Annotated in this window: 12 protein-coding genes; 6 read left to right on the top strand and 6 right to left on the bottom strand. The window is 55.6% G+C overall.

Going from position 1 to position 13,692, the window contains the following annotated elements; all coding sequences use genetic code 11:
• Positions 1-84 precede the first annotated feature (84 nt).
• The 3 genes from RBB82_RS22705 to RBB82_RS22695 all read left to right on the top strand — a co-directional run bounded on the left by RBB82_RS22705 (position 85) and on the right by RBB82_RS22695 (position 4,575).
• Positions 85-1,032: a hypothetical protein gene (locus RBB82_RS22705; RefSeq protein ID WP_433973002.1), complete on the top strand. Its 948-nt coding sequence runs from the start codon at positions 85-87 to the stop codon at positions 1,030-1,032.
• Positions 1,033-1,354: 322 nt separating this feature from the next.
• Entirely contained in the window at positions 1,355-2,536 is a 1,182-nt protein-coding gene (locus RBB82_RS22700) for a TIGR03118 family protein (RefSeq protein ID WP_433973001.1), read from the top strand.
• A gap of 587 nt (positions 2,537-3,123) precedes the next feature.
• Positions 3,124-4,575 (top strand): hypothetical protein, encoded by a 1,452-nt coding sequence (locus RBB82_RS22695; protein ID WP_433973000.1) that lies wholly within the window; start codon positions 3,124-3,126, stop codon positions 4,573-4,575.
• Positions 4,576-4,664: 89 nt separating this feature from the next.
• On the opposite strand, the gene RBB82_RS22690 is transcribed toward RBB82_RS22695, so the two are convergent.
• The 3 genes from RBB82_RS22690 to RBB82_RS22680 all read right to left on the bottom strand — a co-directional run bounded on the left by RBB82_RS22690 (position 4,665) and on the right by RBB82_RS22680 (position 8,107).
• Positions 4,665-5,624 carry a class I SAM-dependent methyltransferase gene (locus RBB82_RS22690; protein ID WP_433972999.1) on the bottom strand — a complete coding sequence of 320 codons (960 nt, stop codon included), beginning with the start codon at positions 5,622-5,624 and terminating at the stop codon, positions 4,665-4,667.
• 413 nt (positions 5,625-6,037) lie between these two features.
• Positions 6,038-7,711: a chaperonin GroEL gene (groL, locus tag RBB82_RS22685; protein WP_433972998.1), complete on the bottom strand. Its 1,674-nt coding sequence runs from the start codon at positions 7,709-7,711 to the stop codon at positions 6,038-6,040.
• Between the two features lie 96 nt (positions 7,712-7,807).
• On the bottom strand, positions 7,808-8,107 hold the full coding sequence (locus RBB82_RS22680; protein WP_020713919.1) for a co-chaperone GroES: 300 nt from the start codon (positions 8,105-8,107) through the stop codon (positions 7,808-7,810).
• A gap of 291 nt (positions 8,108-8,398) precedes the next feature.
• On the opposite strand from RBB82_RS22680, the gene RBB82_RS22675 reads away from it, so the two are divergent.
• A complete protein-coding gene (locus RBB82_RS22675; protein WP_433972997.1) occupies positions 8,399-8,968 on the top strand; it encodes a hypothetical protein in 570 nt (189 codons plus the stop codon).
• Positions 8,969-8,984: 16 nt separating this feature from the next.
• Positions 8,985-9,713, top strand: a complete 729-nt coding sequence (locus tag RBB82_RS22670) for an SDR family NAD(P)-dependent oxidoreductase (protein ID WP_433972996.1) — start codon at positions 8,985-8,987, stop codon at positions 9,711-9,713.
• 39 nt (positions 9,714-9,752) lie between these two features.
• Here RBB82_RS22670 and RBB82_RS22665 read toward each other — a convergent pair whose 3' ends face one another.
• The 3 genes from RBB82_RS22665 to RBB82_RS22655 form a co-directional block, all read right to left on the bottom strand.
• Positions 9,753-10,544 (bottom strand): tyrosine-protein phosphatase, encoded by a 792-nt coding sequence (locus tag RBB82_RS22665; protein WP_433972995.1) that lies wholly within the window; start codon positions 10,542-10,544, stop codon positions 9,753-9,755.
• Positions 10,545-10,576: 32 nt separating this feature from the next.
• Positions 10,577-11,275, bottom strand: coding sequence for a phosphoribosylformylglycinamidine synthase subunit PurQ (gene purQ / locus RBB82_RS22660; RefSeq protein ID WP_433972994.1), 699 nt, complete (start codon positions 11,273-11,275; stop codon positions 10,577-10,579).
• Between the two features lie 392 nt (positions 11,276-11,667).
• Entirely contained in the window at positions 11,668-13,005 is a 1,338-nt protein-coding gene (locus tag RBB82_RS22655; RefSeq protein ID WP_433972993.1) for an alpha-amylase domain-containing protein, read from the bottom strand.
• 143 nt (positions 13,006-13,148) lie between these two features.
• Between RBB82_RS22655 and RBB82_RS22650 the strand changes: the two genes are divergently transcribed.
• Positions 13,149-13,634, top strand: coding sequence for an AI-2E family transporter (locus tag RBB82_RS22650; RefSeq protein ID WP_433972992.1), 486 nt, complete (start codon positions 13,149-13,151; stop codon positions 13,632-13,634).
• Positions 13,635-13,692: the final 58 nt, after the last annotated feature.

The raw sequence follows: 13,692 nt of genomic DNA, 5'->3' as shown, positions 1-13,692 counted from the left end.
TTCCGTGTCTCTACCGTGTAAGTTGTTGCCTCTTTCGCACCGATGAGCCACTTTGAACCGTCTAATTCTTCGAAGGGAAACAAAATGACCCGATATCTTCTTGCTCTAACCCTCCTCGCCGCCACTGTCACCACTCAGGCACAGGAGACCGCAACGCCCACCCAGGCCCTGATCACACTCGACTCCAAAACACCGGCTGCTCTCTCTGCCAAAGACGTCTCTGCCAAGGTCGATAACCGCCTCACCCCACTCACCAACCTCTCCATCGTCCATCCCAACGGAGCACAGGTTGCTCTCCTCATCGATGACGGCCTCCGCACCAGCGTTGGTCGCGAACTCAACGCACTACGATCTTTCATCACCACCCTTCCCGCCGGTACTGAGGTCTTCGTAGGCTACATGCAGAACGGCCGCGTCGTTCCTGGCACCGATCTCACAGGCTTCACCGACGACCGCGCAGCCGCCGCGAAGAGCCTGCATCTCCCCACCGGCATCCCCGGCTCCAGCGCCAGCCCATATTTCTGCCTCTCCGACTTCGTAAAAAACTGGCCATCCATCGCTGAAGGCCAGATCTCACCGCAGGCCCAGCAGCCCACCCGCAAGGCGCGCTTCGTTCTCATGATCACCAACGGAGTCGACCCCTACAACGGCAGCACCAGCATCCTCAACCAGAACAGCCCATACGTTGACGCCGCCGTCACCGACGCGCAGCGCTCCGGCGTCCCCGTCTACTCCATCTTCTTCAGCGACGCAGGATTCAGCCGTGGCCGAGGCAGCTTCAGCGGCCAGAGCTATCTCTCTCAACTCGCGCAGGGAACCGGTGGTGTCGCCTACTATCAGGGCCAGGGTAATCCCGTCTCGCTGGACCCCTATCTCAAACAGTTCCAGCAAGCCATATCCGAAACCTACGTCGCCACCTTCCCGGTCGACACCAACAAGAAGATGGTCAGCCTCAGGCTCGGAACCGATCTCCCGAAGACGAAACTCCGCGGCCCCGACCAGGTCCGCCCCGGCACCATCGTCGCAAACTAAACCACCGCACCACTCCACAAAACGGCGGCGTCCCGCAAGGGAATGCCGCCGTTCGTCTGTCATCAACAAAACCAATCTTCACGACGAAGTTCTTCGAGCAAAACACATCGTGACGCAATCAAAAAACTAGAAATTTAGACAAGATATGACAAATGACTGACAACTTCATGACATCAGGACTGCACGCTCCTCACTACCCTTGCTGAGGATTTACAAGCGCAGTTCCTCCTCGCCTGCAGCTTGATCCCGCACCCCGTAACCTGCACCCCTGGTTACAACGTCAGCTCCACCTGCGAGGCCCCACAGTCAGGAGAAGTCTCCTATGAAGACCTTCTTACGTCTTGTCTCACGCACCTCGTTAATCCTGTCGATGACATCGATGACAGCCGCCGTCTTCGGACAGAACTACACTCAAGTCAACCTCGTCTCCAACGTCTCCGGCGTCGCTCCCGTCACCGACCCCAACCTCATCAATCCCTGGGGACTCTCCCGCAGCTCCGGCAGCCCCTGGTGGGTCTCCGACAACGGCACTGGCGTCAGCACCCTCTACAACGGCGCAGGTGCGGTACAGGCTTTGGTCGTCACCATCCCCAAGGCCGATCCCAACAATAAGATCTTCCCCACCGGCACTCCCACCGGCACCATCTTCAACAGCGTCCCCACCGACTTCCTCCTTCCCGGTGGCTTCTCATCCATCTTCCTCTTCTCCACCATCGACGGAACTATCTCCGGCTGGAATCCCAACGTCAATCCCACCGTCGCCGTCATCGCAGTCAAGACAACCGACGGCTCCAGCTACACCGGACTCACCAGCGCCTTCGTCAACGGCAACCGCTACCTCTACGCTGCCAACTTCACCAAGGGACGCGTCGACGTCTACGACAACAACTTCCATCCAGTTAAACTCGGCGACGAATACGGCCACAACCTCTTCGACTTCGGCCAATCGCCCGCCTTCACCGACTTCTTCCTTCCCCGCAACTTCGTACCTTTCAACGTCCAGACCATCGGCAACAACGTCGTCGTTACCTACGCACTCCACCTGCCGGGTCAGCCGTTTGAAACAGACGGTCCAGGCCTTGGCTTCGTCGACATCTACACCGCCAAAGGCCGCCTCATTCAGCGCCTCGAGCATGGCGACTGGCTCAACGCCCCATGGGGTGTCGCGCTCGCTCCACTGGACTTCGGCCGCTCCAGCCATGACCTCCTCATCGGCCAATTCTCTGGCGGAGGCACAACTGAATTTAGCGGAACCATTGCCATCTACGACATCGTGACCGGCCAGTTCAAAGGCCTCCTCAAAGATGCCACGGGCAAGACCCTCGCCATCAACGGCCTCTGGGCCATCAGCCCCGCCAACAGTTCAGGCCCCGGCAGCTACGACAAAGCCGGCGTACCCGGCGCTGAGCTTTACTTCACCGCTGGCCCAAACCACGGCACAGGCGGCCTCTTCGGCTACCTGAAGCCAGCCGCAGCCGACCTCACAGAAGGCAACGACCAGTAAACTGACCCGATCGAAGAACATCACAGGTGGAATGCGAAGTCGACGCATTCCACCTGCATCTTCAAGCTTCGTAGTCCGACCAAAAAACGCTTGTCATTCTGATCGCAGCGAAGAACCCCCGCATTTGCTTTTGCCGTTGCTGTTGTTCTTGTCGTTGCCTTCTTGTCATTCCCAAAGGGAATCTGCGTTTGCAGTCTCGACACCGTAAAAAAAATTGCCAGAAGAAAAGTGGGTTTCACCGAAGCGTGCAAATAACTCGAGCGAAGCGCACTAAATCTTCGTGATCCAGATGGACGAAAAACGTCTTCGGCACGACGAGATCCTTCGCCCCGAAATACTCGCGAAGCAAAATCCACCGGCGACAAGATATGACAAACGGCTGACAACTCCATGACACCAGACTCCAGGCTCCTCAGTATGCTTGCTGAGGATCTACAAGTAGCTCTTCGTCAGTCGCCTGCAAGCCTCGTTTCAGTCAAAGTTCAAACAAGAGAGTAGATGCTAGTTTTTGTTCCTTTGTTCGCATGACAACTATTTGCCGGCTCAAAAAACAAATGTTGTCACACGGGAGATTTGCAGCGCTTCTCTTGGCTCTAATCCCATCGCTTGTCAAGCTGCTCTACTATCCGCACAACATCGGATCAGATGATGCCTACATCCACCTTCAGGTAGCTCGAAATGTGGTCTCCGGACACGGTTGGGGTCTCAACCCCGACACTCCAGTCAATCTGTCGTCGAGCCCCGCCTTCACACTCCTTCTAGTTCTGATCTCATCGGTGACAGTGCACATCATCGCTGCGATGCAGGCGCTCTCCTGTCTGGCTTCGACCTTAGGCCTGTTGTTGATATACCTCACAGTTCAATCGGAGGCTGGTTCAGAGCAGATAGGCCTCCTCTCAGAGGCATTCGCCGCACTAAGCTGTGATCTATGGCGATGGAACGGCACAGTAATGGAGGCCTCCATCGCCTTCCTGGCCGTAGCACTTCTCCTGTTCCAACTTCGCAAACGACAACTTAGCCCAGAAAAATCACTCTGCACAGGCGTTGTCGTCGGATTGGCCATCCTGCTGCGTCCGGAGCTTCTTCTCGCGGCTGCATTCTGTCCCCTGATCTCTGCTCTCTACTCCAAACCAGGACACAAAATCGTCTCCGCAGCCCTCTTGCTCGCAGGCGCAGCCGTTGTCGTAGCACCATGGGCGATATTTGCTCAACTCTACTTTCATTCCGTTCTGCCGACGACCTTCTGTGCCAAATCCGTTCCTCGTCCCGTTATCTGGAATTCAGTAATTGCGAAGCAGATGTCGGAACTGGCAGGTGAATCCTTTCTATGGCCGGCGATCCTCATGGCTGCACTCGCCAGTCGGGTCTTTGTTCAGAGAGGGAAGCTAATGTGGCAGCGCTATCTGCTTCCGGCTACGCTGTTGCTAGGCGTAATAGCGTTTTACTACCTCAAGACGCCAGGCTTGGAGTCACCGGGAAGATATATGCTTCCGTTTCTGCCATGCGCCGCTGTACTTCTTGGGCTACTCCTCGGTGACTCCATGCGCGGAATCGATAGCCGACATCTGCTCACAATCGCAGCTATCGCAGCGGTGCTACAGGGGACGACATCTTTCGCGATCAATCAAGTCCTTTTGGCCCCATCCTTGCGAAGCTTCGAGAGTGAATACGGAGGGGCCATGCGTTCAGCGGCAGACTTTATCGCAAACCACACCCGATCTCCCAAAGAAACAGTTCTTGCCGAAGTAGACGTTGGCCTTCTCGCCTACGCGGCCGACGGCAGGTTTCGCATCTATGATGGCGGCGGCCTCGCCTCCCCGGAGTTGAGCCACCTCGCCCCAGCGGAACAGGTCCAGCTCTGCCAGCCCACCTTCCTGATCGAATCCCAGGGCGACAAGCAGGCAGAGTGGGACCGAAAAGACAGTGGCCGTTTGCGCTCCATCTGGTATCGCCGATACAGACAACACGGTCTGTCGCAGCGCGCTCCCTATCTCTTCGCAAACATCTACTCCACCTCTTTTGCCCAACCGCCGCCGTAGTTCGAAAGCTGGGAAATCGCCGCAGCATCTTCGATTCGGTGAAGCTTATATCTGCGAATGTCCAACCTTGGCCTTCGGGCGCGCACTCCCTAGACCCTCTTTATCCAGATGGACGAAAAGGTATTCGGCTGCTCTTCAACTCCCTGGTAATCCGGCAGCAGCTTCCGCAGAAACTCCTCATCGTGATACCGAATCAACGGAGTCGAAAGCGTTACATCAAACTCGCTGTTTCCGCACAGCAGCGCGTGCAGCAGCATCGACTCGTTCCACCACATCGGCCACACCTCATCGTAGATCCAGTACTTCGATGGATAAGGCCCATGGTATGGAAACGGTATGTCATGGATGTGGATCAACGGCCCCGAATGCAAAGCCGGAAGGACCTCCAGAAACAAAAAAGGAACATCCCCATCCAGCCTGACGATGTGGCTGGAGTCGATAAACAACACGTCATCCTTGCCTAACGACGTGAACAGCTCCAGCGCAACATCCTGCACCTCCTGCTGGATCACGCAAATCCCCTCAATCGTCTTCAAAGCCGCAAACGGATAAGGTTCAACGCAGGTGATCTTCATTGGCCTGCCGTCGCGGGCATTTCTCTCCGCTGCCTGACTCGCATACCAGGTCGACAACCCCGACCCAACCTCGACATACTGCGCAGGCTTCTTCAAGCGCAGCATCGCATACAGAACTATGGCATCCACTCGCGGATACCCAGGACCAAATCCAAGCTGCAATGCCTCGTCGTAGGGCATCAGCTTGAGAAACTCCTCCTGGTACAAAGCCAGCAGTTCTGTCAGCGCAGATTTCATCCCGTCCAGATCGTAATCAACGCCCAGCAGGGAATTCGGCTTATCCCATCGCCCACGTGTCGCCTTCAATCTCCGTCGCGAAGGCAACGGCGAGTAATAGTCCCTCTTTCGCGCCACGACAAACCCGCACTGATCCATCGCCCACTGAAATGCGCGAGCAGGAGATCGCTTCACCGCGCGAAGACCGCCGTAAACTTCCTTCGGCAGCGTCTTCTTGAGCAACGTTCTTACAGGCATCTTCTTCGGCATAGCTTTTTGGGTAGAGCGAGAGACGCTCCCCGAGATCCATGGGATCAAACAGGAACCGATTACTTGTCATACTCTCGTCAGTCAAAGGTGAAATCTTCGTCCATAACTCTGACCGAGTCTGATCGAATAGACCGTCACTCCCTGTTCATTGACACACTTCTGAAAAATCTTCCGATTTCCACAAGAAAATTCATTTTAGGTGGCGTATTTTTTCGCGCTCAAAAATGTGGTGTTAAACCACCACACCCACCACACAAAACACCACAAATTCACCACCAAAAAACCACCCGCTGCACCCCACATTTTCCAAAACGCCCCTCAAAAATGCCCGTAAAACAGCAAAACCCCGGAGCGATTTGACTCGCTCCGGGGCCCAACTTTTTTCCGCAAAAAACAGCTTCTTAGTACATGCCGTCCATGCCGCCGCCGCCATGCTGATGTCCGCCGCCCGCAGATTCCTTCTTCTCGGGAATGTCGGAGATCATCGCCTCGGTGGTCAGCATCAATCCAGCGATCGATGCCGCGTTCTGCAGAGCAGTACGCGTAACCTTCGTAGGATCAATGACGCCGGCCTTCACCAGGTCCTCGTAGGCGCCAGTTCCGGCGTTGTAGCCGAAGTTGTGCTCCTTCGATTCGTGGATCTTGCCGATCACAACGGCACCTTCTTCGCCAGCATTCGAAACGATCATGCGCAAAGGCTCTTCAATCGCACGACGGATGATCGAAGCACCGATCTTCTCATCGCCTTCGAGGCTCTTGATCACTTCCTCAACTGCAGCGGTGCAACGAACCAGGGCAACTCCGCCGCCCGGGACGATACCTTCCTCAACAGCCGCACGTGTCGCGTGCATCGCATCCTCAACACGAGCCTTCTTTTCCTTCATCTCGGTCTCAGTTGCCGCACCCACCTTGATCACTGCAACGCCGCCAACCAGCTTGGCCAAACGCTCCTGCAGCTTCTCACGGTCGTAGTCAGAGGTGGTCTTGTCGATCTGTGCGCGAATCTCCTTCACGCGGCCTTCGACATCGCCATCCTTACCGCCGCCATCGACGATAGTGGTGTTATCCTTGTCGATCGTCACGCGCTTCGCAGTGCCGAGGTCTTCGATCTTGACGCCCTCGAGCTTGATGCCGAGGTCTTCCGTGATCGCCTTACCGCCGGTCAGAATCGCGATATCCTGCAACATCGCCTTACGACGATCGCCGAAGCCAGGAGCCTTCACAGCCGCGACATTCAAGGTTCCACGCAGCTTGTTCACAACGAGAGTAGCGAGCGCCTCACCATCAACATCCTCAGCAATGATGATGAGCGGCTTGGCCGTACGTGCAATCTGCTCGAGCAGGGGAAGCAGGTCCTTCATCGACGAGATCTTCTTCTCATAGATGAGGATATAGGGGTTCTCGAGAGCAACTTCCATCCGCTCCGCATCGGTCACGAAGTAGGGCGAAAGGTAGCCGCGGTCGAACTGCATGCCCTCAACGACATCCAACTGCGTCTCCATCGTGCGAGATTCTTCAACGGTGATGACGCCATCCTTACCAACCTTCTTCATCGCTTCGGCAATGATTGTGCCGATCTGCGAATCAGAGTTTGCCGAGATGGTTCCGACTTGAGCAATCATGTCGCCCGAAACCGGCTTGGAGAACTTCGACAGTGCTCCACCAACCGAGACGCCATTTTCATCGCGCTTGCCGATGATGGCCTCGACAGCCTTGTCGATTCCGCGCTTCAACGCCATCGGGTTTGCACCGGCGGCAACCGTCTTTACACCTTCGCGATAGATCGCCTGGGCCAGAACAGTAGCTGTAGTGGTACCGTCACCGGCGACATCCGAGGTCTTCGAAGCAACTTCGCGAACCATCTGTGCGCCCATATTCTCGAGCGAGTTTGCAAGCTCGATCTCCTTGGCAACGGTTACGCCGTCCTTAGTGATCGTTGGGGAACCGAACTTCTTCTCGATAACAACATTGCGGCCCTTTGGTCCAAGCGTCACCTTCACTGCGTCGGCCAAAATATTGACACCACGCAGGATAGCCTGACGCGAATCTTCTCCATGCAGAATCTGTTTTGCCATTGTGATGCTCCTGTCACCGGCTTATGCCGGTCAAAAATTGAGTGAGGCGCCCGAGCGCCGATTGTGCGGCGAAGCCGCGAGATACGCCACGAAGTGCTACTTCTTGAGGATGCCGAGGACTTCCTCTTCACGCATGATCAGCAACTCTTCGCCATCGATTTTGATCTCGGTGCCTGAATACTTGCCAAATAGGATGCTGTCGCCAGCCTTAACATCCAGCGGAAATACCTTACCTTCGTCGTTCGACTTGCCCTTACCGACGGAGATAACTTCGCCCTGCTGCGGCTTTTCTTTCGCCGAGTCCGGGATAATGATTCCGCCACGAATGCTTTCGCCCTCTTCAATGCGCCGAACTAGAATACGGTCGTGCAGTGGTGTAAATGATGTTGTAGCCATTGCTTACATCTCCTCGATACGATTTGGCGAACGGAAAGCCGTCCGAATTGCAGCGCGCGACATCAGCCACCGTGTCTGGCTAATCCCGCAAATAAAGAGTGGAATGGGCTTACCGAGGCTAAATTTAGCCCGTTAGCACTCGACCCTTCCGATTGCTAACGATAGTCATCTGATACGTCGCTGTCAACTCTTGTGTGTGAAATATGAGTGAAAGTCACGCAGCCTTATGCGCGGACTATTCCGAGGTAACAGCGAGCCGCAATCTCTTCTCAAAAGTCGTAGAATGTGACCATGTCGTCACGTCGCACCTCCTGGTCTCTCTTGTTGCTTGGCATCGCATTTGCCCCTGTTCTGTATGCCCCCATGCAGGCGCAGGACGCCCCCGTAAAGCGCGGTCGCAAATACAAGGCACCCCCCGTCACCTCACATGTTCAGGTCACGGTCGTCAAGAAGTTCAATGGTAAGCCCATAATGAACGCCGCCGTCATCTTTGACTCGACTCTGGACGGCAAAGAAGAGGGAAATCTCGAGGTCAAGACTGACCCCGATGGCAAGGCCACGATTGACGTCATTCCGACTGGAAGCACGGTCCGGGTTCAGGTTATTGCGCAGGGCTTTGCGACGTATGCCGAAGAATATCTGGTCAGCGACTCATCGAAAGAGATATTTGTAGCGATGATTCGCCCGCAAGAACAGATTTCCTCCTACGTAGACAACGAGGGCAAAGCAGCAACCAGAAAGCCGGGTGTGCAGGAGCCAATCAGGCCAACCACTCCGACGGCTAAACCCGCACCTACCTCGCCTGCTTCATCCGCAACCCCGCAGCAGCCTCCTACTACTCCAAACGCGCCACAGCAGTAGACCTTAGAAGATAACCATGGACAAGCTGCTACAAGGGAAGACCGTGCTCGTTACAGGAGCGGCCAAGCGCATTGGCCGCGAAATAGCCTTGGCTCTCGCTGAACGCGGAGCTAATGTTGCCATCACCTACCTCTCTTCACAGGCTGAAGCTGAAGAGACTGTACGTGCCCTCGCAGTTCATGATGTCGACGCCCTTGCTATTCGCTGCGATCTCCGCAACCCCGAAGACATTGAGCAAACGGTCTCTGCGGTCGTAAACGATCTTGGCCGAATCGACCTTCTCGTTAATAACGCGGGTGTTTTCGAGTCAGAAGCGCTCGAAGATATCTCCGTCGAACAGTGGGACGCGATGTTTACCACCAACACTCGCGCTCCGTTCCTCATGGCTAAGGCTGCGCATCCTCATCTGCGCGCCACCAAAGGCCGGATCCTCAACATTGGCTCCCTTGGCGGTTTGCACCCGTGGGCCACCCACGCTCATTACTGCACGTCAAAGGCTGCTCTGCACATGCTTTCCAAGACAATGGCTAAGGCGTGGGCCCCCGAGATCAGCGTGAACTGCATCGCCCCGGGGATGATCGTTCAAGGCGAGGTGGATGAGGCCTATGTGCACTTCGCGCGCAAGACACCCATGCAGCGCAACGGTACGGCGGACGACGTTGCCGCAGCCGCGATCTTCTTCGCCACTGCTCCTCACTTCATCACTGGTCAACTTCTGGCTGTAGACGGCGGACTTGGCTTATAACTTTGCGCCAGCGTATCCACGCCTAATCTGCAGTAGCAGTTACCGCTTCAGCACTCTTTGCCACCAGCTCTTTTCCTTCAGATCTTTATAGAGATTCTGGGGTTCAAGCTGCGGAGGCATTGGCTTTCCCATGAACACTGCGAGTGGATTCGATACGCACAGCAGATGCGCATAGTCAGATCCATATCTTTTCGCGACAAGTTCGAACGCCTCCCGCATCTTCGGTACGCGCGAGGTGGTATTGTGTGCGTCGGTCGCGAGGAAATGAACCCACCGATTAGCAAGCAGATCATGAGCCATCTTTTCGGCATGCTTGCCCATGCGACCAATCACCGAGCCTGCAGTCACTTGTATCAACACACCACGTTGCAACCATTCCTTCACGCGCGATCGATCGTTCTGCAACGTAGGATTTCGCTCAGGATGAGTCAAGATTGGTGTTAGACCCGCAAGTTGCAACTCGTAAAAGATCTCGGTCAAACCGCGCGGCAAGCCGTAGTCGGGAACCTCTACGAGCAGATAACCCAAGCCGTTGATGCTGAACTTTGAAGGATTGATCTTCGCTTCCTGGATGTTTTCGAACGACATGTGAAAGTCGCATCCGCGGCCGAGCTTAATTGCGATAGCGTCACGATCCAGCAACCGTTGCAACTCAGCGATCTTCTCTGCAACCAGTGGCGGGTTGTAGACATATCGCCCGTTGGCGTGAGGGGAACACACGATGTGCGTTATCCCGTCCTCTGCTGCCATCTTCGCCATGGCGATAGAGTTCTCTAAGCTGGTAGAACCATCGTCCATGCCCCACAGTAGGTGATGGTGAATGTCAATCATCGCGTTCTAGCTTACCACTGGTCCTGCAACATTTACCGAGCGGCGGCCAATGACTCTGCCATTGCCTGGAAGAGCAGCAGACCGTCTGCAGAGCCCAACAAAGCCTCGCTGGAGCGGTCAGGGTGCGGCATAAGGCCAAGAACGTTGCGTCCTTCACTGAGTACGCCGGCGATATTTTCGAGCGAGCCATTGGGGTTTGCTGCGGCGGTCACTTCGCCTTCGCGTGTTGCATAGCGGAATGCGATGCGGTCTTCCTTCTTCAGTGTTGCGAGCGTTTCGGCGTCGCAGAAGTAGTTGCCTTCCATGTGACCGATGGGCATTTGCAGCACCTGGCCGCGGGAGAGGCCGTGGGTAAAAGGGGAATGCGTGGTCTCTGTCTTTAGAAATGTCTGCTTGCAGATGTAGTGCTGGGTGGCGTTTCGCATGAGCGCGCCGGGGAGCAGATGAGCTTCGCACAGAATTTGAAAGCCGTTGCAGATGCCCATGACGAGGCCTCCGTTCTGGGCGAACTTCTTTACTGATTGCATGATTGGGGCGAAACGGGCGATTGCGCCGGTTCTCAGGTAATCTCCGTAGGCGAAGCCGCCGGGGACGAGGATTGCGTCGCAGCCCTGGAGGTCTTCGGAGGCGTGCCAGAGGAAGGTTGCGGGCTGGTGTGCGATCTCTTCGACGACATGGTGGGTGTCATGGTCGCAGTTGGACCCCGGGAAGACGAGCACGCCAAATTTCATAGATTTAAGGATAGCATTCGCACTTCAGTGGTTGAAAAACGACAACAAAAACTCAGAAAAGTTGGTTCGTGGTCTACAGTGCGGTTTTACAGGGGAGTTGTCGTTTTCCACACGTAAAAATGATGGTTTTTGGTGACCATTTCGTGGTGCTTTGCATGGTGAACGTGGTGGTTTAGCACCACGTTTTTCGGGCTCTAAAAATGCGCGACTTTTTTCAACTTTATTTTTCAAACAATCCGCTGCGCGTTTTCCGGAGTACCCGCTGCGCGCGGGGCGGTCACTTCGTGACTTGTATACCCCTTCGGTTGGCGCTCCCGTTGGTCGCGATGAGATATTTTTCGCCGACCAACGGGAGGCCCGTGGCGAAGCCGGTCTACGCATCACGAAGTGACTCAGGCTGGGGCGTAGATGGCGAAGCCGCGCGGTGGGGCAGGGAACTCGGAGTTGCCTTCGGCGTCGGTAGTGCGTTCGTCGGGGTGGGCGGTGTCGTGGCCGTCCCAGGCGATGGGTACGAACTTCTGGTTGGCCCATTTCGTCTTGACCGAGGTACCAGACCATTTGTCGCCGAGGTTGTTGAGGACGTAGATCAATCCCGGCTGGTCTACCTTGTCATCCTTGTAGCCGATGCGCTGCATGATGTAGAGATCGGGGTCGGCATGAAGGATCTGTGAGTCGCCACCGGCATATTTATGGTGTGCGGTAATGAGTGCGTCGATCCCGTTCGGCGTTTGCGGGCGGGCCAGGCCGTTGTTGTAGTAGTCGTACCAGAAGATGCTCGGATAGCCTTCGTGCACCATGATGAAAGAGTAGGCCATCATCTTGTCGTTCACGATCGCGTTTTCGCCCATGTCGTGATTGTCGACAAAGGTGGCGGCGTGCAGGGGACGCTTCATCACGACGGCTCCGTCGTCGGTCAGATTGCGTAGATCGTAGTTGGGTTTGTCGCAGACGTCCTTCAACTTGTATCGCAGCGGAAAGTCGAATGCCGCGATCTGCGTGTCGGTCATCTTGTTTACTTTGTCGAGCCACGCGTTGATATCTTCTTCGCCCGACCACATTTCGCCGACGACGTAGGGTGTGAATTCGTTTCCATCCTTGACGTAGCGGTACTTCGACAGCAGACCGATGATCCATCCGCCAAAACCTTTGACGAAGTCGAAGCGGAATCCGTCGAAGCCGAGTTCTTCGATGAGGAAGCGAGCGTAGTCGAACATGGCGGTGTAGACGACGGGGTTGCGATGACAAAGATGAGGGAAGCCCGCAAAGTTTTCGCCTTCCATCATCACCTGTTCGTAGCGGCTCGGATGAAAACAGTTCCAGTCACGGGGGAATTTGCCGCTCTTGGGATTGAATTTGGTCCAGCGCTTCTCCCCGTCGAGCGGGTTGACCTCTTCTTCGTCGGCCCCGGAGTTGTGGTTCAGCACCATATCTGCATAGAGACCTATTCCGTTTGCATGAGCCTTTGCGATCAGAGCTTCCAACTCGGCGCGGTTACCGAAGTAGGTTTTTGTTCCGCCTTTCTGATCGAAGTCGCCGAGGTCAAAGTAGTCGTACGGGTCGTAGCCCATGGAGGTATCGCTCGAGGCTTTGGAGACAGGGGGCAGCCACAGTGCGTTAAATCCCGCCTTACTGAGGTCCTCTACTTTCTCTGCTACAAAGTTCCACCAGTTGTGTTCCTGCTTGTCGTGCTTGGGCGAATCCCAGTAAAAAGCCTGCATCATGACAGCCATGGTGTTCGTGCTCCATTCCTATACCGTTCCGTGCGAGGCTTCGTTCTTAGCCGCTCGTGGCCGCTCGATCCGCATCGAAGAAGGTAGGTGAGTTATAGTTCTGCTTCAGCAGGTGAGATGCGGCATAGGACGGTCAGGTTGGTATGGACATCCGAAACAGCAATACGACGGCAAATCTAAAGACCGCTGGTGGAGCGCTGATCAGTTGGTGGCGAGCAGCTACGCTTGACGCACTGATCGTCGGGATTCTGTGGCTGATTGGACTTGAGCTGATTCGCGTTCCATGGGCGCCGTTCTGGGCTATCCTCGGCGGTTTGCTGCAGATCATCCCGACATTTGGGGGAATGATTGCGCTGATTGGTCCGGTCCTTGCTGTGGCCTTCAGCGGACATGATGAGTGGCGTTTGGGCCTGGTGCTTGGCTTGTATGGTCTCATCGTGATTCTGGAGGGCCTGGTGATTGGCCCCTATGTGTTGCACCGCACCACGAAGGTGCCGTGGTGGGCTGCGTTTCTGGGGCCGATTGTGCTTGGAATCATTATTCCGTTCTGGGGAGTGTTGCTGGCTCCGCCGCTGCTGGCGGTGGTGTTTGCGTTTCGTAAGACTGAGCCGCCTGTGCCTCCCGTCTGAACGACGGCGCCCGTGCTTCTCTGAGACATCTACTGACTTCTGCGCTGAATTGAACGCC

The sequence above is a fragment of the Tunturiibacter lichenicola genome, from assembly GCF_051013355.1.
Lineage (GTDB): Bacteria > Acidobacteriota > Terriglobia > Terriglobales > Acidobacteriaceae > Edaphobacter > Edaphobacter lichenicola_F.
Note: the sequence above shows the minus strand (reverse complement) of the source record. Positions and strands in the feature narration are given on the sequence as shown.

What these genes read in the sequence shown, in the direction of transcription:
- RBB82_RS22665 (WP_433972995.1), bottom strand. Translation starts at nt 10,544, where the DNA reads ATGATTGACATTCACCATCACCTACTGTGGGGCATGGACGATGGTTCT.
- RBB82_RS22680 (WP_020713919.1), bottom strand. Translation starts at nt 8,107, where the DNA reads ATGGCTACAACATCATTTACACCACTGCACGACCGTATTCTAGTTCGG.
- RBB82_RS22655 (WP_433972993.1), bottom strand. Translation starts at nt 13,005, where the DNA reads ATGGCTGTCATGATGCAGGCTTTTTACTGGGATTCGCCCAAGCACGAC.
- RBB82_RS22690 (WP_433972999.1), bottom strand. Translation starts at nt 5,624, where the DNA reads ATGCCTGTAAGAACGTTGCTCAAGAAGACGCTGCCGAAGGAAGTTTAC.
- RBB82_RS22705 (WP_433973002.1), top strand. Translation starts at nt 85, where the DNA reads ATGACCCGATATCTTCTTGCTCTAACCCTCCTCGCCGCCACTGTCACC.
- RBB82_RS22670 (WP_433972996.1), top strand. Translation starts at nt 8,985, where the DNA reads ATGGACAAGCTGCTACAAGGGAAGACCGTGCTCGTTACAGGAGCGGCC.
- purQ (WP_433972994.1), bottom strand. Translation starts at nt 11,275, where the DNA reads ATGAAATTTGGCGTGCTCGTCTTCCCGGGGTCCAACTGCGACCATGAC.
- RBB82_RS22675 (WP_433972997.1), top strand. Translation starts at nt 8,399, where the DNA reads ATGTCGTCACGTCGCACCTCCTGGTCTCTCTTGTTGCTTGGCATCGCA.
- groL (WP_433972998.1), bottom strand. Translation starts at nt 7,711, where the DNA reads ATGGCAAAACAGATTCTGCATGGAGAAGATTCGCGTCAGGCTATCCTG.
- RBB82_RS22700 (WP_433973001.1), top strand. Translation starts at nt 1,355, where the DNA reads ATGAAGACCTTCTTACGTCTTGTCTCACGCACCTCGTTAATCCTGTCG.
- RBB82_RS22650 (WP_433972992.1), top strand. Translation starts at nt 13,149, where the DNA reads ATGGACATCCGAAACAGCAATACGACGGCAAATCTAAAGACCGCTGGT.